This is a genomic window from uncultured Turicimonas sp., assembly GCF_902477955.1.
GTDB lineage: Bacteria > Pseudomonadota > Gammaproteobacteria > Burkholderiales > Burkholderiaceae_F > Turicimonas.
The window spans coordinates 1-20,740 of sequence record NZ_CABSJB010000044.1 but is presented as its reverse complement, the minus strand read 5'-3'; the positions used below and the strand labels follow the sequence as shown (position 1 = coordinate 20,740).

General features: G+C 44.4%; 19 protein-coding genes and 3 tRNA genes. 7 read left to right on the top strand and 15 right to left on the bottom strand.

Annotated elements, in window-relative coordinates:
• On the bottom strand, nt 1-542 hold a 542-nt coding region (locus RDK53_RS10705), incomplete at its 3' end, for an IS607 family transposase (protein ID WP_308514745.1).
• 859 nt (nt 543-1,401) lie between these two features.
• Here RDK53_RS10705 and RDK53_RS10700 point away from each other — a divergent pair.
• Both RDK53_RS10700 and RDK53_RS10695 read left to right on the top strand, forming a co-directional pair.
• Nucleotides 1,402-2,112 carry a dihydrofolate reductase family protein gene (locus RDK53_RS10700; RefSeq protein ID WP_282163604.1) on the top strand — a complete coding sequence of 237 codons (711 nt, stop codon included), beginning with the start codon at nt 1,402-1,404 and terminating at the stop codon, nt 2,110-2,112.
• Nucleotides 2,113-2,211: 99 nt separating this feature from the next.
• Nucleotides 2,212-2,697 carry an EVE domain-containing protein gene (locus RDK53_RS10695; protein ID WP_308514743.1) on the top strand — a complete coding sequence of 162 codons (486 nt, stop codon included), beginning with the start codon at nt 2,212-2,214 and terminating at the stop codon, nt 2,695-2,697.
• Nucleotides 2,698-2,759: 62 nt separating this feature from the next.
• Here RDK53_RS10695 and RDK53_RS10690 read toward each other — a convergent pair whose 3' ends face one another.
• From RDK53_RS10690 to folP, 8 genes are all read right to left on the bottom strand, one after another.
• Entirely contained in the window at nt 2,760-3,824 is a 1,065-nt protein-coding gene (locus RDK53_RS10690) for a porin (RefSeq protein WP_308514741.1), read from the bottom strand.
• A 342-nt stretch (nt 3,825-4,166) separates the two neighbouring features.
• Nucleotides 4,167-4,242: transfer RNA gene (locus RDK53_RS10685), tRNA-His, on the bottom strand.
• A gap of 15 nt (nt 4,243-4,257) precedes the next feature.
• A tRNA-Arg gene (locus tag RDK53_RS10680) sits at nt 4,258-4,334 on the bottom strand.
• Between the two features lie 7 nt (nt 4,335-4,341).
• Nucleotides 4,342-4,418: transfer RNA gene (locus RDK53_RS10675), tRNA-Pro, on the bottom strand.
• 77 nt (nt 4,419-4,495) lie between these two features.
• Nucleotides 4,496-5,578 carry a phosphate regulon sensor histidine kinase PhoR gene (gene phoR, locus RDK53_RS10670; protein WP_308514739.1) on the bottom strand — a complete coding sequence of 361 codons (1,083 nt, stop codon included), beginning with the start codon at nt 5,576-5,578 and terminating at the stop codon, nt 4,496-4,498.
• Nucleotides 5,579-5,586: 8 nt separating this feature from the next.
• Nucleotides 5,587-6,288, bottom strand: coding sequence for a response regulator (locus RDK53_RS10665; RefSeq protein WP_308514737.1), 702 nt, complete (start codon nt 6,286-6,288; stop codon nt 5,587-5,589).
• A 16-nt stretch (nt 6,289-6,304) separates the two neighbouring features.
• The gene (gene glmM, locus RDK53_RS10660) at nt 6,305-7,642 is read right to left on the bottom strand and encodes a phosphoglucosamine mutase (RefSeq protein WP_308514736.1); all 1,338 of its coding nucleotides are present in this window, start codon (nt 7,640-7,642) and stop codon (nt 6,305-6,307) included.
• Nucleotides 7,639-8,496, bottom strand: coding sequence for a dihydropteroate synthase (gene folP, locus RDK53_RS10655; protein ID WP_308514735.1), 858 nt, complete (start codon nt 8,494-8,496; stop codon nt 7,639-7,641). Before folP ends, glmM begins: the two co-directional genes overlap by 4 nt.
• 287 nt (nt 8,497-8,783) lie before the next feature.
• On the opposite strand from folP, the gene RDK53_RS10650 reads away from it, so the two are divergent.
• From RDK53_RS10650 to RDK53_RS10635, 4 genes are all read left to right on the top strand, one after another.
• The gene (locus RDK53_RS10650; RefSeq protein ID WP_308514734.1) at nt 8,784-9,074 is read left to right on the top strand and encodes a hypothetical protein; all 291 of its coding nucleotides are present in this window, start codon (nt 8,784-8,786) and stop codon (nt 9,072-9,074) included.
• Between the two features lie 315 nt (nt 9,075-9,389).
• The gene (locus tag RDK53_RS10645) at nt 9,390-9,728 is read left to right on the top strand and encodes a lipoprotein (protein ID WP_308514733.1); all 339 of its coding nucleotides are present in this window, start codon (nt 9,390-9,392) and stop codon (nt 9,726-9,728) included.
• 2 nt (nt 9,729-9,730) lie between these two features.
• Complete coding sequence (gene lysA, locus RDK53_RS10640; RefSeq protein ID WP_308514732.1) at nt 9,731-11,023, top strand: diaminopimelate decarboxylase; 1,293 nt, start codon at nt 9,731-9,733, stop codon at nt 11,021-11,023.
• Nucleotides 11,024-11,230: 207 nt separating this feature from the next.
• The gene (locus tag RDK53_RS10635) at nt 11,231-12,406 is read left to right on the top strand and encodes an ATP-binding protein (protein WP_308514730.1); all 1,176 of its coding nucleotides are present in this window, start codon (nt 11,231-11,233) and stop codon (nt 12,404-12,406) included.
• A gap of 266 nt (nt 12,407-12,672) precedes the next feature.
• Here the strand turns inward: RDK53_RS10635 and RDK53_RS10630 are convergent, their stop codons facing one another.
• From RDK53_RS10630 to RDK53_RS10605, 6 genes are all read right to left on the bottom strand, one after another.
• Complete coding sequence (locus RDK53_RS10630; protein WP_308514728.1) at nt 12,673-14,046, bottom strand: DNA translocase FtsK; 1,374 nt, start codon at nt 14,044-14,046, stop codon at nt 12,673-12,675.
• A gap of 329 nt (nt 14,047-14,375) precedes the next feature.
• Nucleotides 14,376-15,269: an FtsK/SpoIIIE domain-containing protein gene (locus RDK53_RS10625; RefSeq protein ID WP_308514726.1), complete on the bottom strand. Its 894-nt coding sequence runs from the start codon at nt 15,267-15,269 to the stop codon at nt 14,376-14,378.
• A 171-nt stretch (nt 15,270-15,440) separates the two neighbouring features.
• Nucleotides 15,441-15,725, bottom strand: coding sequence for a hypothetical protein (locus RDK53_RS10620; protein ID WP_308514724.1), 285 nt, complete (start codon nt 15,723-15,725; stop codon nt 15,441-15,443).
• A 220-nt stretch (nt 15,726-15,945) separates the two neighbouring features.
• A complete protein-coding gene (locus tag RDK53_RS10615; RefSeq protein WP_308514722.1) occupies nt 15,946-17,220 on the bottom strand; it encodes an amidohydrolase in 1,275 nt (424 codons plus the stop codon).
• Between the two features lie 14 nt (nt 17,221-17,234).
• Nucleotides 17,235-18,521: a C4-dicarboxylate transporter DcuC gene (gene dcuC / locus RDK53_RS10610; RefSeq protein ID WP_308514720.1), complete on the bottom strand. Its 1,287-nt coding sequence runs from the start codon at nt 18,519-18,521 to the stop codon at nt 17,235-17,237.
• Nucleotides 18,521-19,456 (bottom strand): DUF1177 domain-containing protein, encoded by a 936-nt coding sequence (locus RDK53_RS10605; RefSeq protein ID WP_308514718.1) that lies wholly within the window; start codon nt 19,454-19,456, stop codon nt 18,521-18,523. The genes dcuC and RDK53_RS10605 overlap by 1 nt, the downstream gene beginning before the upstream one ends.
• A 116-nt stretch (nt 19,457-19,572) precedes the next feature.
• Here RDK53_RS10605 and RDK53_RS10600 point away from each other — a divergent pair, with 116 nt between their 5' ends.
• Nucleotides 19,573-20,511: a LysR family transcriptional regulator gene (locus RDK53_RS10600; RefSeq protein WP_308514716.1), complete on the top strand. Its 939-nt coding sequence runs from the start codon at nt 19,573-19,575 to the stop codon at nt 20,509-20,511.
• Nucleotides 20,512-20,740 lie beyond the last annotated feature (229 nt).

The following is a 20,740-nucleotide window of genomic DNA, read 5'->3' as shown; positions in this document are numbered from 1 at the left end:
GAGAATAGGTTGACGATCTCCGTCACATCCTCAGCTAGATCTGCTTCAAACGTCGGGTCCTCCCCTTGATTAAGGATCACAACTTCGACATGCTTAGCCTCGCAGACGGCAAATACCAACTCTGCACCAAAGCGAAGCAGTCGATCCTTGTGGGTAATGACTAAACGGCCGACCTGCTCGTCAAGAATAGCCTCCAGCAGCTTCTTTAAACCCTTTTTATGATAGTTCATGCCGGAGCCTAGATCTGAGATAATCTCAAATGTCCAGCCTTGGCGGGCGCAATACAGTTCCAGAATATGTTTCTGGCGTTCCAGATCCTCTTTCTGATCGTGGCTAGAAACACGAGCATAAGCCACCGTTCGACGGTTGTCTGCGCTGGCGGCATGAATTAGTTCCGGCTTGAGTTTGGCAAGATCATAACGACGATGACCGCCTGCCGTGTGCTCAGCCTTTAACTTACCCGATGCCTCCCAGCGGCGCAGAGTTGTGATTGACACACCCAGTGCTGAAGCGGCTTCACCTATACCTACTAATCTTTTCATTTTATAGATATTAGCATAGATACGAAAAGATTTAAAGCAATCTGTTTGAGCCCTAAGTATTTCGTATTTATTTTTTTATCGCAAGGTTTTTAACCTCTTTTAGGGGGGAGGATTAGCACTTCCATATCTCTTAAAATAGTTAGTAAAAAACATGATAGGAAAACATCCATCTTCTCTCTTAGTTTTGTTCTTTATTTTCTCTACCATTCAAAAAATCTATATTTTTCAATTGGTTCTTTTGAAACTTCTTGATCCTGAATGTGTTATTGAAGAGAAAAAGTTTTCTTTGTTTGAAAAAACCTAGATCTATCACGAATAAATTATTTAAAAACTCTGCCTTTTAGGGATAGGAATTTCATTAGTTTCTCCGGCAGTCTTCACCTTAAAGCCGTTATCCAAAAAGCTCTCTCCCTCCCAAACACTTCCAAGGTTTGTTAAGAAGCGGTAATCTCTCAAGATGTCAAAAGTTTTTAATCACTCATTTTGAATGCTCTTTTTAAACCTCCTCTCGTCACCTCAAACCGAAAACTAGCCCTTGTTTGTTCTACTTTTTCTGACTCTCTCCCTCTGCCCCTTTAGAAGATTGAACTTGGTAGCCTTTTCCTACCGTAGTTATTTATTTCTCAGAGGCACAATTTCAAGTTGTTGTGATTCACTTTACAGGAACTGTTCAGATTAACCTCCGGCTAAGGTTTATCCCGAAACCGCAACCCCTATCCAAGCATTTAGGCGCTGGGGAGAAATTTTCTTCTTTCCTTCCTAAACAATAAAGCGCATACTTACAAATGCAGAACCGTATGCACGTTTTTTGTGCATAACTCCGTCATCAAAATTCATCTTTAGGCAAAGGAGAGTCGAAATGAAAATAATCTGCCACATGATCATGTCTGCCGATGGTCGTCTTATCTCTAAATACTGGTCTCCCCTCTATAACAATTCCTCTGATGTTTCCGAAGTCTATGAAGCTGTAGCTTCTAAAATGCCGTCCGACGGCTGGATCGTCGGCCGCGTCACAATGGCTGAATACGGTGAAGGCATCGTTGAAGAAAAACCGGTAATGGAAGGCCCGAAAACAATGCACACCACAACGTTCGTTGGTAAGAGAGAAGGACGTCCTTTAGCAGTTGTGTTCGATCCTCAAGGAAAACTTCATTACAAGGCAGCCAATCTTCCTACCGGTGAACATATCGTTGCCGTTCTCGGAAGCCACGTCACACGCGCATATCAAAAAGAACTGGAAGACGTCGGCGTTTCCTACATTATGAGAACTCCGGGCAGCAAACTCGAAGAAACAAAGAGCGCCCTCAAGCATTTAGAAGAAGATTTCGGTGCAAAGAATATGCTTCTTGAAGGCGGAGCTATTATCAACGGAAATCTCTTGAAGATGGGCTTGGTTGATGAACTCAGTTTAATCATCTACCCCGGCATCGACGGCAAGTCAGACCATCCGTCCATTATTGAATGCCAGTGCGGAGAAGAATCTCCAATGGAAGCAAGCAAACTTGAACTCAAGAGCTGTGAAACTGTAGGTTCCGGCTTTGTTTGGATCAGATACGCTATCCATCATTAATCTGTCATAACAGACGAACTGAAGCGGCACAACACTGCCGCTTTTGTTCTTTCTGAAGGTTGCTACAATGCACCCTTCTTTCAATAATTAGGTGGTCGAATGTCCGGAAAAGAATTTTATGCATGGCTGATGAAGTCCGAACCGTCGGAAGTATCCGTAGATGACGTTCTCGGAATGCCCGAACAAACAGTCGGGTGGTTCGGCGTTAGAAACTATCAGGCCAGAAATTTCATGCGCGACAAATGCTCTACGGGAGATCCGGTCCTTTTCTATCACTCTTCATGCAAAGAGCCCGGCATTGTGGGGATTGGACAAATAGCCTCTGATCCTTATCCTGATCCGACCCAATTTGAAATTAATTCCGTTTACTTTGATCCTAAGAGTTCGGAAGTTAAGCCAAGATGGGTTCAGATCGATGTAAAAGTCCTCTATAAGGTAGAAAGAATCAGCCTCCAGGATTTAAGAGAGATTCCGGAGTGCGAAGGAATGCAGGTACTAAAGAAAGGCAACAGACTTTCCATTACGCCTGTCACCGAAGAACAATGGAATGCACTTAAGCCGCACCTTCATCGACTCTCAGATTAACTTTTCCAAGTACTTCAAAGCCCGCATTCGCGGGCTTTGACATTACTAAGCGGTTTTACAGCTTAGAAGGTGTGGTTGATACCGAAAGTGAGTGTCCAAGAATTGAAGTCAGAGGATTCTTTCAGCATCTTGTTGGCTTGACCGTAACCTGCGTAGGAATAAACCATTGTGCGCTTGCTGAACGGATATTCGTAAGCTGTACCGACAGACCAAATGTTGTACTTCTCGTTAGTTGCTTTATATTTTCCGAAAGCATAGTTGCCTTGAAGCTTCCATTCACCGCCCCAAATCTGGTAACCGATAGAAGCTGTGAAGGCGTTCTGAGTTACTCCTTTTCTGGATGCAAGGCCCATGTCGCCAGGAAGGCTGATCCAGGCCGGAAGGTATTGGCTATGCTGAGCAAACTGATATCCGGCATGAACTGTCAAGTTGCCGAAACCCTGACTTCCGCCAATCGTAAACAACTGGGTTGACTGGGCATCCATGTCCTTGTTATCTAGCATTTCCCACATGGCGCTGAAACCGGTGTCGTTCTTGCTGTAATCAAGACCTAAGCCATAGTAGTGAGAGTTCTTAGCCCACTTTTGATCATCGCTGCCTGTACCGTTGGAATACATTGCTGTTACGGTAGCGCCGCCGAATTCCGGAGAACGATAGACCACCAAGTTGTCGTAACGATCAGTTGTGATAAAAGCACCGGCTACGCAACCGTCTGTGTAGTAGGAAGTCCAAAGTGCAGAACCTCTCAAAATAGTGTAGGTACCGTTATCTGAAGACAGACCGCCGGCGCGACCGAATGCTAACTGGCCCCAATCGCTTGTTACCTGAAGTAAAGATTCACGGTTGAATGCTTTACCTTCGGAACCTTCTGCTCCGGTGCTCAATTGGAAACCCTGTTCAAGAATAAAGCCTACGGAATAACCGTTGCCTAAGTCTTCGGTACCCTTAAAACCGAAGCGGTTTCCGCCGTAGATACCGTCATCCATCATGACTTTGGCGCTCTGGTTCTTGTGCTTTGTCACTGTAACAGCTGTATCTAAAACCCCATAAAGAGTTACGTTGGATTCAGCGTAGGCGCAAACAGCAATTGCTGAGCCGACGGCTGCACACAATACTTTCTTCAACATGTGAATTCACTCCATCGAAATTAAAAGTTAGTTAGTAAGGAAAGAATGAAGAAATTATCCGATACAGACACAAAAGAAAACAAAGTTCAAGGAAGAAAATTTTTGAGAAGCTACACCTATAGCATCTGGCAAGCCTTCAGTAAACATCAACTTGCGGGAAAACGATTTCCTTCGAAGACTTGATTTTCTCGTTTCATCAAGCCTAAGGCACCGTGAGTAAGGAAAATTTAGACACAGCGATTCCTTCGGAAGGAGCTCCGAATTCAGATAAATTTGAAAAACAATAGCTAAAGCAAAAGTTGCTTTGTCGATGAAAAATTTGGAGATTATTTAGAGGCTTAGTGGGGTACGAGATGGGACTCGAACCCACGACGACAGGAATCACAATCCTGGACTCTACCAACTGAGCTACTCGTACCACTAAAATCCTGACTGGCCTGCCCGACAGGATTCGAACCTGTGACCACCGGCTTAGAAGGCCGATGCTCTATCCAGCTGAGCTACGGGCAGTTAGTGCTGGTCGGGGTGGAGAGATTCGAACTCCCGACATCTTGCTCCCAAAGCAAGCGCGCTACCAGACTACGCTACACCCCGTCAAGGAGACAGAACTATACAACACATTTATTGGTTTGCCAAGTCCCTCTCCAAAAAATTTTTTATTTATTACAAATTCACACAATCTTCTCGACGCGATCCTTCGGCAAAATAATCTGAAAGTCAGATCCCTTTCCTAACTCAGAAAGGATTTTCAATCTTGCCTGATGACGGAAAAGAACGTGCTTAACAATCGCTAAGCCAAGACCGGTGCCTCCTGTTTCTCGGCTGCGTGATTTATCGACTCGATAAAATCTTTCAGTAACACGGGGAATAGCATCCGCAGCGATGCCGATCCCATTGTCTTTAACAGAAATCACTAAACCTTCATCATTAAAGAACGACGAGACAACAATGGAGCCCCCTTGCGGCGTGTATCGAACGGCGTTACTGACAAGGTTGGTGACGGCACTCTTCATTTCAATAATATCGCCGAGGATATTCACCTTTTCAATATGGTCTACCACAATAGAGTGGTGTCCCTGAGAAATGAAACGGCCATCAACGGCAGCATCCGTAAGAAGAGCGGTCAAATCAATTGGTTCCTTAGCAGCCGGCGCGGAATCTCTTTCTAAACGAGACAGAGTCAGCAAATCGTTAACCAATGCCCCCATTCTCTCAACTTGTTCATACATCAACTCCAGATGCTTAAGCTGCTGAGAATTTAAGGGCCAGTCCTCTGCCAACTCCAAAAAACCTTTAATCACGGTCAGAGGAGTACGAAGTTCGTGAGAAACGTTAGCCACAAAGTCTCTTCGGAAGTCTTCCGAACGCTTTTGTTCCGTAACATCTCGAGTCACCAAGATTCTGTACTTGCTTCCGGCGGAAATGACTCTGATTTCAATAATGCGCCCTTCGAGCGTAATTGTTTGAAGAGTATCGTCTCCGCTTGTTACCTTATTCAGAAAGTCCCCGTCAGGATAGCAGATGTGGATTTTCTTACCGATGTCGGCAACTGCATCCAACTGCAGGTCTCTTTCTGCCATAGGATTGAGCCACTGAATCTCCCAATCCTGAGACATCAGAACCACCCCGTCCGGAAGAGCGCGGAGAGTCTGTTTGAATCTCACTTCCTTTTCTTCGGCTTTTTCCACCTTTTTGAGGATCTTCTTCTCTTCCTTTCCTTCTTTGCCGTCTCGCGATTCTTTTGATGCCTTCATGCCAATCCTCATGAATCTTGAGTTTGCTTTGCGGCTCTATAGCCAAGACCTCTGACCGTCTCGATAAAATCCGCCATAGAAGTGGCAGCTAGCTGCTTACGCAAACGAAGCATATGAACATCCACAGTTCTTTCATCAATATCTGCGGCATAGCCCCAAACATTGTCGATAATCTGCTGGCGTGAATACACACGCCCCGGATGCTTAGCAAACAGAGAAAGAATCTTGAATTCAACCACGCTCAAGTTCACTCTCTTATTTCCGATAGTGACCTCGAAGTCTTCAGGATTAATGACAAGATCTCCGCACTGAAGCGTCTCTTTCTTGGTTTCTTCCTCTCCATGACGGCGAATAACCGCTTTAATTCGGGCCACTAGCTCTTTCGGAGAAAATGGTTTGACTACATAGTCATCGGCCCCCTTATCCAACCCGACAACCTTGTCGTCTTCTAAACTGCGGGCGGTCACCATAATCACCGGAATTCTTTTGTAGAACTCGCCTTTGCGGATTTCTTTGAGCCATTCCAATCCGGAGCAGTCGGGAAGCATCCAGTCTAAAAGAATGATGTCCGGGATTTTGGCCTCAAGCATCTTTCTTGCTTCGGCCACATTAGATGCGCGGCGAACCTCCATCCCGCTGCTTTCACAGGTATAAGCGATAAGCTCCTGAATCGCCGGTTCGTCTTCAACGATTAACACTGATGTTTCCATATCCGGTCCTTTCACATTATCGGGTAGGAATAATTGCAGCCACTTCTTCGGCTAACTTTTTAGCTTCTTCTCGATCAGCAGACTCTACCATTACGCGGATTAAAGGCTCTGTTCCAGAAGCTCGGACTAGGATTCTTCCTCTCCCCTTCAAGAATTCCGAGACTTCTGCCATACGTTTTTGGAGTGCCTCATCCTGATCCCACTTATATCCTTCAGCAAATCTTCTGTTAATCAAAATCTGAGGAGAAAGATGAACTTCGGAAAGCAATTCGGCCAAAGACTTATGAGTTCGCTTCATTACCGCAAGAACTTGAAGGCTGGAGACGATACCGTCGCCGGTCGTCTGTTTGTCTAAAACGATGATATGGCCCGAACCTTCTCCGCCGAGAAGCAAGCCTTGTTCTTTCATCAGCTGAAGAACATAACGGTCTCCGACTTTGGCACGGAAGAAATTCAGTCCTAATTCACCGAATTTCTTTTCAATGGCATAGTTCGTCATCAAAGTTCCGACGACGCCTTCGATTTTCTTTCCTCTGGCAAGACGATCTCTAGCCATGACATAAAGAAGCTGATCGCCGTCATAAACTCTTTCGGTATCGGCCATGATGACGCGGTCTGCGTCACCGTCTAATGCAATACCGACATCGCAGCCGGCTTTTTTGACTCGTTCGGGGAGCGTTTCCGTATGAGTGGCACCGACACCTTCATTAATATTGAATCCGTTCGGCTCATTGCCTTCGCAAACCACAGAGGCACCGAGTTCGTGATAGACGTCAAAAGCAATGTGATAAGCAGCCCCATTTGCCGCATCGACGTAAATCTTTAAGCCTCTCAAATCCATGTCCGTCGGAAAGGTACTCTTGCAGAACTCGACGTAACGGCCGCTGGCATCATCCAATCTTCTTGCTTTTCCGAGCTGAGCACTGTCTACGCAGGCATACCCGCGGTCCATCTCTTTTTCTATTTGAAGCTCGATATCATCGGGAAGCTTTGTTCCCTGAGATGAAAAGAATTTAATGCCGTTATCGTAGAAAGGATTATGAGAAGCAGAAATCACCACGCCGGCGCTTAATCTCTGCGCACGCGTCAAATAAGCTACTGCAGGAGTGGGCAGAGGACCGCCGAGAACCACATCCACGCCGGCACTTAAGAAACCTGCCTGCATAGCGGATTCAAGCATGTAGCCGGAGACTCTTGTATCTTTAGCAATAAAAACTCCGACTTCACCATCCGTGGTTTGTCTTTTAAGTACACGTCCCGCGGCTTGGGCTAATAAGAGTGCAAATTCCGGAGTTATCGGAGAGATGCCCACTCTGCCTCGTACGCCGTCAGTTCCAAAGTATTTTCTACTCATCCTAAGTCCTTATAGTTTTGAGTACAGTTCAATATTGTTAAGGCTTCCTTCATTGCCGCCGCATCATGGACTCGAACAATCTGAACGCCCTTTTCTACGGCAATCAAATGAGCAGTCACGGAGGAAATTAACCGATCTTTCGGGTTCTCTTTTCCGGTCACCGCTCCTAAAGATGATTTGCGGCTCATCCCGTATAAAACAGGATATCCAATGCGGACAAAATGATCCGCTTCGGCAAGCAATTTAAAGTTTTGTTTTACAGTTTTTCCAAATCCGAAACCAGGATCCAAGCAAATTCTATTCCCGCTGACTCCCAATAGCTCTAATTTCTTTGCCTGAGTTGTTAAAAAGTTACTGACTTCACTTAACAAATCGACGTATTGAGGATTTTTCTGCATATTTTTGGGTTCCCCCTGCATGTGCATGATGCAGACCCCACAGTCAGAAGCACCGATAATTTCCAATGCTCCGTCTTTTCTTAATCCGTAAACGTCATTAATGATTGAAGCGCCGGCCGCTAAAGCCTCCCGCATTACCTTCGGCTCGAAAGTATCAATTGAAATTGGAATGTCCCAAGACGATAAAGCCTCAACCAGCGGCAAAACGCGATCCATTTCCTCTTGGACGGAAATGCTGTCTGCACCCGGGCGTGTCGACTGCCCTCCGATATCGATGATGTCAGCTCCGTCTTTTCTTAATTGTTCAGCCTGTCGAAGAGCTGCGTCTTTATTTAGAAAGTCTCCTCCGTCGCTGAAAGAATCTGCCGTTACATTGAGAATTCCCATTATCTTGGGAACCGCAAGATCCAATTTAAATTTCCCGCATTGCCAAAGAAGAGCTTTGTCTGTATCCATTTCTTTTTGTGGAGTTTTGAAAAACCACATTTTAATTGGGATTACAACGGAATCTCGTTTATACATACAAGCTAGAAACGATTGCTTTCCATCGAAAAGTCTTCCTGATCAACAGCCTTTAAGAGTCTTGGCAATATGTGAATCCTCCGGGACGCTGCCTTTGATGAAAATCATCCAATTGGGCCTTGGCGTGGACTTATTTGAATACAAATTAGCCAAAATCATCGGCGCATGTCTCAGTGAAAACCCGGTATAAAAGAATATGGGTTAACTACACAAGGAATTCAATGCGAAATCATCCCAAAATAATTGTTCTTCTTCTAGTCATTGGTGCGTTTCTCGGCGTACTTATTTTTAGCGAGACTGCCCCAGAGGAACCAAAACAAACCATCATGGAAAAAGTCACTTCAACATTGTCGACAGTAGCCAAAAACCTGAAGGAAGAAGGACAGAAACACAAACAACAACTGCAGTCAGACACAAAAGACTCTCCTCAGGAGCCGGAGGCTCATAGCGAACCGGAACAACCGCACAGTACAAAACCAAAACTCAAAAAACCTGAGACAGCGCCTATTTAGTCTGTGAAGCTATCTAAGCGGAAAGTTATTCAAAAATCTCACATCCTTTGTCAATCAACATTCGGACAATAGGCCCAACTCGAAGGCTGGACAAAGCTTTTGAGTGCGTCAATTTTTCTTCTCCCCCCAGCTCATAATCTTCTTCCGCCAATGTTCGCCGGTCTCCACGCACATCCTCACAAAACAAATCTGTTTGAGCTTGCCTTTCTTTTTGCTTTGTTGGTTAGCGTTTTAAACGCTTGAAACCACTAAAATTAGGACTTCATTAAAAAACTAAAATTGAGTGGTTTTATCGCTCTTCTTACGAAGAACCATATGCATAAGAAAATTATTTTGGCTGGGCTTCTCCTAGCTGGACTATCCGGCTGCGGCATGCAGGGTCCGCTTTATCTGCCTCCGAATCCGGACGATTCTTATCTTTCAAGAATTGAAAAAACTTTAAATGAGATGACGGGCCAAACAACTGCCGTCATTGCAGAGCCTAAAGATGACGCTGATGTCGTCATCACCGATCCTGAAAAACTTGACGTCGAAAAAGCTTCTAATGAGAAAGCCGACAAATCCGATACTGCTTCTCCTATGAATGAGACAGAAAAGTCTGCAGAACTCGACAGTAATGTCATTCATGAAACGGATAAACCAGCAGAGAAATAATTATGCTTCCATTTCTTCCAGACAATAAGAATTTTAGCTATCGAGACAATGAACTCTGGTGTGAAAGAGTTCCTCTGAAACAGATTGCCGAAAAATTCGGCACGCCGGTTTATGTCTATTCCTACAATTCAATCAAAGAAGCCTTTCTGGCTTATCAGCAAGCTCTTAAGCCATATCCGCATTTGATGTGTTATGCCATGAAGGCAAACTCCAATATTGCGATTATTCATCTCCTGGCGAAGTTGGGAGCAGGCTTTGATATTGTGTCAGGCGGAGAATTGAGGAGAGTTATCGAAGCTTCCGGAGATCCAAAGAAAGTTCTGTTTTCCGGCGTCGGCAAAACCTACGATGAGATTGCTTACGCACTTGAAAACGACATCAAATGCTTCAATGTCGAATCTGAACCGGAACTTGAACGAATCATTGAAGTAGCCAAAGCTCACAACAAAGTTGCGCGTATTTCGCTTCGCGTCAATCCCAACGTCGATGCAAAAACGCATCCTTATATTTCCACAGGACTGAAGCAGAACAAGTTCGGTATTGCTATCGAAGATGCTCCGCGCGTCTATGAGAAAGCCAGCAAAAGCGACTTCCTAAAAATAACCGGTATTGACTGCCACATTGGTTCCCAGATTACGGATATTTCACCGTTCCTGGATGCCTGCGACAAACTTTTAGACTTGGCTGACGTCCTTAAGTCTAAAGGCATCGAACTTGATCATATTGATTTCGGAGGAGGCCTTGGAATTGTTTATGAAGAAGGCCAAGAAGTTCATCACGCCTCCGAACTCGTAGAAGCGCTTCATCAAAAGATGGAAAACCGTGGCTATGGACATCTTGAGATGATTTTTGAGGCAGGCCGTTCTATTGTCGGCAACTCCGGTGTTTTAGTCACAGAAATTCAATATCTCAAGGAAGGCGAAACGAAGAACTTCTGCATTGTAGATACCGCAATGAACGACATGATCCGTCCAACGTTGTACCAAGCCTGGATGCAGATTGTTCCGTTACACGTCTATCCTGAAAATTGTCCTATCAAAGAAGAAACCTTTGATGTGGTTGGCCCGATCTGCGAGACGGGAGATTGGCTTGGCAAAGACAGAAAACTTAAAGTTCAGCCCGGAGATCTTTTGGCTGTAATGAGTGCCGGTGCTTACGGCATGACAATGAGTTCGCACTACAACACTCGTTTAAAACCGCCAGAAATCTTAGTTGACGGTGCTGAATACTATGTCATCCGCGAAAGAGAGAAAATTGAAAAACTATTTTCCTCTGAACACATTGTCGAGCTGTAGGCTTTAAGAAGCTCTAGGCTTCCTATAAAAATAAATGATGCGGTCGCCGTGCTAATTTTGGAGGACGAAAAACAGACTCTGAAGATCCAAACTTCAGCTCTTTAGTCGTTCTCCAGCTCGATCTAAAAATTCGTCAGGATAATATCCGAAAATGTCTATATTTTCATTAGTATAATTATCGAAAATATCTATATTTTCGTCACTATAATGATTGAAAGAGAAATCGCTGAAAATGTTGCCTGCTCTACCCCTCCCAAAGCGGTAGCCGTATTTGGGCCTCGACGAGCAGGCAAGACCACGCTGCTGAATCAAATTGTCGACATCCAAAGCTCAAGATGGATCGTGGGAGATCTGTACAGCGGGATCGAGGCTTTGAATCTGAAAACAGAGGCTGATGTTGACGCTCTGCTTAGCTCAGCTAAAACCATCGTGATTGATGAAGCTCAACGAATTCCAGACATCGGTCTCAAAGTGAAAATTTTGGTTGACCGAAACATCCATAAATCTTGGGGAACGAAGATTTTTCTATCCGGCTCCTCCGCTCTGGACTTAGCCAGCGACATCAAGGAGTCTGCTCTCGGACGAATTAAGAGCTATCGACTCTGGCCGCTCTCTATCGTTGAGTTGGCAAAACACGACTCTTGGGCCTCAGTAGAAGAGAGACTTGGAAATTTGATGGTGTTCGGCATGTTTCCTTCCATTGTCACGGATCCAAGAGACGCAAGAGAAAATCTGATGGAATACCTTGAAAACATGCTCTATAAGGACATCTTTGCAACTTCGATAGTCCGCAAACCGGAGCAGATCATGCATCTGACCAAGCTTTTGGCCAATCAAATCGGTAGTGAGGTGAATTACGACAATCTCTCCAGAGAAATCGGAATTTCAAAAACAACAATCGTAGAATATCTAGACCTTTTGGAGCAGTGCTTCATTATTAAACGGTGTCCTTCGTACAGTAGCGGTACAGTTAGCGAATTGAAAAAAGGCAAAAAAATATATTTTGTCGACAACGGTATCCGCAATGCAGTACTCGAAGACTTTTCGACATTTTCTTCTAGAGATGACGCTGGAGCGTTGTTTGAGAACTTCTTTTTCATGGAGATGCTCAAACATAACGACTACGAAAAAACTTTCGCAACTCAATATTTTTGGAGAACAAAAGCCACGGCAAATACGAAAGTTTCTGAAGTTGATTTCCTTGAAATTAGAGACGCTAAGCCTTACAGGGCTTTCGAGTGCAAACTCTCGGACAAGATTTACTCGACCTCTTCCACGAGAAAATTCCAAGAAAAATTTCCGAACTGTCCTATTTCCATCGTTACGCCCAAAAACCTCCGTTTTTTCTTTGATTCCGCAACTGCCAGAGCGGATCAAGGGTAGAAACAAAAACGGCAGCCACCTTTAAATGAAGTGTGCGTTGCCGCTTGATATTTAATCCTGTTGGTTATGCTGTCCGCAATGGGAATATTGCAAGTGTCTGTCTTTCAAATTTGCTCAAAGACTATTTAATTCACTAGCAATTACCAATCATTATTTGAAAATCTCGGCATTCCTTCAAACGGATATTACGTCCGTTTGAGCGCCTTAATTTTTTCAATGAAGTTCCTCGTGGATCCATGCCGCAGAGGACGTTAACTATTCGGATTTTAGTCTTCAACGAATGACTGACTTCCTTGAGATTTCCAAAAATCTGTTACTCGCATAACTTCTTTCATTGAAACATTTGCACCTTGAACACGGAGAAGAGGCAGGCCACAGATAGAGCAGAGCATATCGTTAGGCCTGGATAATTTTTCTGCGCCCGCTTCTCCCAATATCTCTTTGGATTCTGCCGGACCACGTGTCTGAAAACATAGAATTGTTCGGCAGTACGATTTCATCGAAAAAGGAATAACATCCTCATTCATACGCTGCGTAGCCAAAATTACATGAACACCTACTGCCGCGCCTGCCTTCATAATTCTTGATAGTAAGTCCTTGACTTTTTTGTCATAGAGGAGAACCAAATCTCCAAAATCATCAATAACAATGACGATATTTGGCAAAGGCTGGGATATATTTAGTCGATTCTCTCTGGAGGCTTCCCTCCGGCATGATCTTATCAGCTGTTCATTCAGAGAGCTGAGGCTACCTACACCTAATCTATGCATCAGCTTCTCTCTTCTCTCTATTTCAGAGACGGCCCAGGAAAGAGAGCGCATAGCTTCTTCTAGTCCGTCAGACAAAGGTTGGCAAAGATGAGGAATGCCTTCGAAATACACATATTCAACGATCCTGGTATCGATGATGATTAGCCTGAGATTTTCAGGTGTATGTCTAAACAACATCGAAAGCAACATCTCGTGAATCGCAACTGTGCTTTCCCATCCTGCTCGGCCATGAATGAAAACATGAGAAGACTCGCTCAAATCAAACACCACAGGCTCACCTCTGGTATCTTTGCCAAGTACAACCGCCAAACCGGAGGAACTTTGTTTTGTAAACGCTTTACTTTCAATAAGCGGTTGGAGGTAGACGAGCTGTGAAGATGGCTTATCTTTGGGAATTTCTAAAATCATATTCTCCTCCGCATCGGCTTCTCTGATAAATCGGTATGTAGAGTTTCGGAAACAGGACATCACTGCTCTTTTTAATCCGCGAATAGTCGAGGATTCGAGTCCGGTAGGCAGCCTTATCACGTAGGAAATCGTAGACGGTCCACATCCCAAGAAAGACACTTGAGCTCTTAAAGTTTTACTTCTCAAAAATTCTTCTAACCGCTGAGCCTCCTTCAAATACTCTGAAGTATCTATCTTCTCTTCTTCAAAAGGAGGGGAATCTAGCAAAGAGGTTTCTGGAAGAAGATATTGAGAATTTTCCACTTCCAATGAAGGGCTTTTCTCTCTTCTTTCCACAGGGCTTGCTATTGAAGAGCTCCTTGTGATTTTCTCTAAGCTTTGGCAGGACGCTTCCTCGGATTTTCCAGTTAAAAGAGCACTTCTGAGAGGAATTTCAGAGTTAGAAGAATTGTTTGGTGTCATAGGAGCCTCTTTTTTGAAAACTTTTTTGATGATGAGACAATGTAAAAGATTAGGCGTCTGAATGTGGCGCAGAAAAAGGACTTACTGCGAGCTTAGACTTTCGCTTGCTTAAAATTTTCTCAAGCCGTTTATTATCCGGCTGCGCAATTTAATGATCGATCGTAACGACCGTTAGCAGGGAGTTATTCTTTCAATCAATGCATTAATTTTTCCTGCAAAAGAGTTCGAGGTAATGCAGCCGTAAACAGTTGTTTGAAACCGCCTGAAATCTTAGTTGACCGAACTGACTGCTATATCCTCCGAGAAGAGGGATACTAGAGCGCCGAATCTCAGCAATGCGATTTCCAAAAATCGGTCACTCGAATAACTTCATTCAATGAGACCTGCGCTCCTTGAACACGAAGAAGAGGCAAATCCCGAATACTGCAGAGCATATCGCCAGGCCTGGATAATTTTTCAGTACTATTTTCTCCCAATATTTCTTTAGAGGCGGAAGCACCAGATCCCTGAAAGCAAATAAGCGAGTAACAGCAGGATCTTATAGAAAAAGGAATCTCTTTCCGATTGATAATCGACGTGGTCAAAATAACATGAACTCCCACCCAACTACCTCTTATCATAATTTTTACGAGCAATTCCTCAGCTTCTTTTCCGTAAAAATGAAGCAAATCGGAAAATTCATCAATGACAACAACTATATCCGGAAGAATCTCCTGTGTACCTGGCGGGAGCTTGATTCGTTTTCCACGCCGATAACGCCCGAACATTCGTTTATGCAGATCTTTCAATGAATCCATATCTATAGCATTTTCCGAATGTCCCCTTCTCTCTATTTCAGAAGCCAGCCAAGCCAGAGAACGCATAGCACTATCTACTCCGGCGCATACCGGTTGGCAAAGATGAGGAATGCCGTCGAAATCGGCATATTCAACAATTTTGGTGTCAACAATGATTAATCTGAGGTGCTCAGGTGTATCGGTACACAGCATTGAAAGCAGCATCGCACGAATGGCATCTGACTTTCCGGATCCCGCCGGACCTTGAACCAAAACATGAGGAGAGAGGCTCAAATCAAATACTGCCGTCTCACCGTTTGCATTTTTTCCAAATGCAGCCGCCAAACCCGTGGAACTATACTTGGCAAAGCCCTTACTATCAATCAAGGACTTTAGATAGATTGGTTGAGCCAGAGAAAGTTTTTTCGGCACCTCAAAATCATGCATTCTTCGGTTTCGATTTCCTTAATGAAGCGGTACGGAAAATCTTGAAAGCTTGACATTATCTCTCTTTTGAATCTTCGAATATGCCACGAATCGAGTTCATCAGGAAGTCTTATCTCGTAGAGGACTGTGGACGTGAAAGATCCTAAAAAAGACACTTTTACGTTAATGGTTTTACGCTTTAACCACGCCTCCAATCGTTGAGCCTTTTGCGTATTCTGAAATATCTATATCCTCTTCATCACAAGGAGGAGAATCAAGCAAAGACGTTGGAGGCAGCAGGTACAGAGGAGCCGGATCTTCCGATGAGTAAATTCCACCCACCCATCCCACAGAGCGAGCTACGGAGGAATTTCGTATGGTTCCCTTCAAGCTTTGGGTGGAATTCCCCTCGGAATTTTCAATTAAAGGAGTTATCCCAGCAGAAGTCTCAGAGTTAGAAAAATTGTTTTGTGTCATGAGCGCCTCCTTTTCTTGGGAACTTCTTCAATGAAGATAATTTAACCAATTAAGCGTCAAAATATGGCGCATACAAGAAAGAGAAGCTCCAAGGCGTGGAGGTCTAGAGCCAATAACGAAAAAGCTCGGATAACCGAGCTCTATAAGTTTTTCTCAGGAGAGGCGTTCGGAAGTTCAATGAATTCCTCTCCGAGAAAAATACCTGATTTTTTCAAAAAACTTAAGCCCCGTTGACACGCTTAATGAAATTTACGTACACGCCTAAACCAACAGGTAAAGATTGTTCATCTTGGATACAAAAATCAGCTCTGTGGTGTCCCGGATGATTGCAACCGTAGTAGAAGAAGGCGGCCTTTCCGCCATGCTGCTGTACTCTGCGAATCAGAACAGTGCAGTCTTCGCTTCCCACCTTGGAGTTGGTGTCATATACCTTGGTGACACCCTCAGTCTCGCCTGCAGCAGCTTTCACGAGATTTATAGCCTCTTCATCTCCTTTGTACGTTACGGCTTCTCCCATTCTAGTGAGTTTATATTTAACGCCGTAGGCATCTGCCAATCCCTTAACCGCCATTTCAACGTTTTTTGCCATGTAATCGTTGATTTCCGTAGTTTCCCCACGGACTTCAAGTTGGAGGTAGGCATGAGGAGCAATAATATTGCGGCCGGTTCCGGAAATAAGTTTGCCGATCTGAACTCTAGAGATGCCTTGGCTGTGTCCTGGCAAAGAACCAAGAGTCATACAGGTAGCTGCTGCACACATCAGGGCGCTTCGGCCTTTCTCAGGCGATCCGGCTGCAGCTTGAATTCCGTCGTACTCTAAGTCGAATTTTGTGGTAGCCAGATAACCTTGGTGAGAGACTCCTACTTCTCCTAAATGCGCAGAGCATCCTATATGTGCTCCAACAAACCAGTCCACATCGTCAACTATTCCTTTAGCCGCCATTGCTGCTGCCCCTCGGACACCTTCCTCCGCGGGTTGGAATAGGATTTTTATTGTCCCGTTCAGTTCATCTTTGTGAGCAGCCAACCAGGCTGCAACTCCTAATCCAACTGCAGTATGTCCGTCATGGCCGCATGCATGTGAAAATCCGGAATACTCTGAATGATAATTTCCAAGATTTGCTTCATGATTAGGTTCCGTGGTTTCTTCGATCGGTAAGCAATCGATATCCACACGAATCGCCGTTACCGGTCCCGGTTTACCAGTTTCCAAAACCGCAACTGCTCCCGTGTAGCCGTTTAATTTCTTTAAAAAATCAACAGGAACACCGTGAGAGATTGCCCGCTCTTCAGCTGCTTGTACAATACTTTCATTTCGGCCCATTACTGCCTGAGGCTCAATAATTTCCAATCCTGAAAGTACCTTCAGGCCGAGCTTTTGAAGGCGTTCGACAATATAGTAAGTGGTTTCAAACTCACACCAGCCTTCTTCGGGATGCGCATGCAGGAATCGGCGATCCTGAACCATTTGCGTTTTGAGTTCCGTATCTTTCATATCCTATTTTCCTCCTACAACTCGAAGATAAATCCTAATAGGATGACGTTAACGATCATTGGAATAGCCATTCTCTTGGAAACTTCCAAAGGAGATGCCTTAATCATGCCGGCAATAACAAGTGTTGCACCGGCAATAGGAGAACACATGCGGCCTAAAGCTCCAGAAAGAGCAGCTACCACACCGAGATTTGGTACTCTCATGCCAAATTCAGCTGCATAAGGAGTAACCGCTTGGTTGAAAGCATGACCGGCAGCGTCACCAGAGCCAGTGAGAACTCCCATAATGAACGGTCCGAAATTTGCTGCGTAGGAAGCAATTTCTTTCGAATTCTTCAAAGCTGCAATCAAGGCATCAATGGCTCCCAGCGCTTTTAATCCGCCCACAAAGCAACCGGCTGCAATAATGATACCCATAATGTTTGCATAGCCTTTACCCATGCCGCCAAAGAACTCTTTAGTTACTTTTGCAGGATCTGAACGTGTAATCACCAAGGTATAAATGGTCCCATAAATCATGGCCTCAGCCACGCTCATTTTTAAGAAAGGAACACAAGTAGCACCGAGCATGAGGAGGACGATAGGAACGATAGGTCCAAGGGCATACAGGAAGTTAGGATGTTCCGGCAACTCTCCTCTGCTGTCGCTGGCTACCTCAAAAACGGCATCAGAATCATTCACAGAGCGCTTCTTGTAATCTTTGAAGACGAAGATCATCAGAGTGACCATGATGATGTTTAATGCACAAAGGGTAAGGATTCCAGGAGCAAACTGGACGATCAGATCCATCACTTCCATATTAGAAATTTTCGCAACCCAAACGTTGTGACTGGATCCCGGGGAAAGTGCGGAAGGAATAATTGAGCCAAGGATAGCCGCACCAGCAATTGCCGGTTTGAACCCTGCTCGAACCATCAGCGGGATCATAGTAGGTCCGAGTGCTGCGGCACAACCGGCTGCCGACGGAATCGCTACAGCAACACAAGAAGCCATTAGCATGCAGAAAGGAAGAAGGAAAAAGCCTAGTTTTCCCAATGGCTTGACGGCCAGCGCAACGAAATGAACATCGCAACGAGTTATAGCGATTACAGCAGCAAATCCCAATGAAGAACAAATTGCCAAGATCAAAGATGCATTGGTCATATTTTTCATCATATTGGCCAATGGAATCTGCGGAGAAAGGCAAAGCAACCCCATCGCCAAGCCCGAAGCAATAAGTACCATTCGGGTTTCGTAACGTTTAATTAGGGCCACTATCGTCAGTATTACGATAACGGCGGCAATAATAAGATGTACTGTCATTATTGTTCTCCAAAGGTTTGGAATCTGGACAAAGGTCCGTAAAGAGCGAGCAGTTTGTTGTATTCCTCTGCTTTATAGAAAAGATCAGGTGAATTAGCGAACACTTTAGCCGCCTCTATGAGGAAGCGAGCACACTCATCAAGATCTGCGACATGAGAAGCTCCGGTAGCACAGCCGGGCACTTTAGTTGCCGTTGTAATAGCCACTCCTACGCAGGGAGCCTTAGTTGCGACGCTAGGTTGAAGGATTGAATTGAGATGGAAGATACCGTTTCCGTAAGGAGTGATGTCCTGCTGGCTTAACGGCAAAACAAATGGAAGTCTCCCGGTTGTAATCTCCATCAGAGATAAGAGCTGTTCACTAGTCCGAAGAATATAACCTTCCTTTACTGTCGGAGAGATTGCAAAACCCCGTTGATTGACTATGCGGTTGCCTTTGGTTGTATCAACGCAAAAAATTGCATCCATTGCCGGGTCAACCTCATAAACATTAGCCTCTTCACTGCTGATAGGCGCATCCATGAACAGAACGGACTCATTTTGCCTTGTTGGAGCATTGGGACATATGTGCGTGGTAATTATTACGTCCTCATCAAGAACGTCTCCTCTGGAACGCATTTGAGAAAGTTTAGCCGCTACTGCTAAAACAGTGAGCGCACCGTCACCATCGCTAGTAAATCCCAATCTTTGAGGACGAGCTCCAAGACCGCCGAGTCTTCCGACAATTCCTAGAGTAGGACAATTCTTTCCTTCCGTTTTTCCATTTCTACCAGGAATTAATACCTTTAGAAAATCAGTACTGCCTTTCTCGCCGGTTAAGTGGTTGACCCAAATATTCTCAGCTCCATAGGACTTTAAATACTCGGCCACAGCTGGTCCGGAAACCTTCGGATCGTCTAGCAAATCCAATATTTCAATGATATGTTTGATACTCACAAAGCTTCCTCCTAAATTCACCCCTATATTAGAAATAAGCAATTTCGGTATCAAACTACATTCCAGCTCAAGTCGTTATATTATTCTGTTTTGGAATAATAGATTTAGGTGCGGTCATGTCTCTTCTCAATGAGAATCTTGAAGTATTTCTTGCGGCCAGCGAGGGGAAAAGTCTATCTGAAACTGCCAAACAACTTTCTATGACACAATCGGCAGTAACGAAGAAGATTCGTAAGCTGGAAGATTCTTTAAACGTAGAACTTTTTGACCGCAGCAAGAGGCCCATTAAGCTCACAAGAGAGGGTGAAATCTTAAAACATCACTCTCTATTGGTAAAACAAACTCTTGAAAGCACTACAAAAGAAATTAAAGAGAATTCTTTCATTCATCCAATTTTTAGAATTGGCGCTATCGAAAGCTTATCCAAAAGTCTTTTACCGCAGCTTGTTTGCAGTATGCGAAATGAGGCTTCAAAAATCTATTGCACCACGGGCGTATCTCAATCGCTCGTTTATGCGCTTGAACGCCGTCAAATTGACTTTGTTTTTATAAGCAGTGCTCTTTCGGAAGTTAAAAACCTTCAAAGATATAAAATTTTTGAAGAGCCTTCCGTCTTATTGGTTCCCTCTTCTTTTACGAAGAACAGATCTCAATCGTGGACATGGGACAAAATAAGATTGTCCGGTCTTCCATATCTGAAGTATTCCCTTGAAGGAGGAGCGGGTCGAATTAACGATACGTATCTGAGCATGCTCTATGAAGGCATGCCCTCCCAAATAGAAGTTGACTCAAGCAGCACAATGCTCGCTCTAGTGGCTAAAGGAGCAGGCTGGACCATCGCTAGAACTCTTTCTCTAATCCAAAATCCTGAATTAGCAGATTCAATTTCTGTATTACCGCTACCGCCTCCGGCTTTTTCGAGAGTTATTTACCTGGTGGCCAGAAGCGATGAAAACACAGCCCAGACTCAACATCTAGCTAAATTATCACGTGATATTTTTAAAGAAGAACTCATTCCACAAATCAGAAAATTCTCTCCTTGGCTTGATAGTTAATCCGGACATCATTAGCTTGGGATGCAGAAGAACTGCCGATACCACCGAAAGCCTTACAGAGGAAGTTGGATTTTCAACGCGGGAGAGAAAGGACAAGCATTTTCGAGGAAATTCCTTCTGTCCGATCTTCTTAACCAGTTCATTTCTCTCCCCAAAAAAGTCGAACTACATTCTCCTGTCTTTAACACTTTTTATTTAGTCTGATCCGTTTTGAACCCCGATGGGTTCT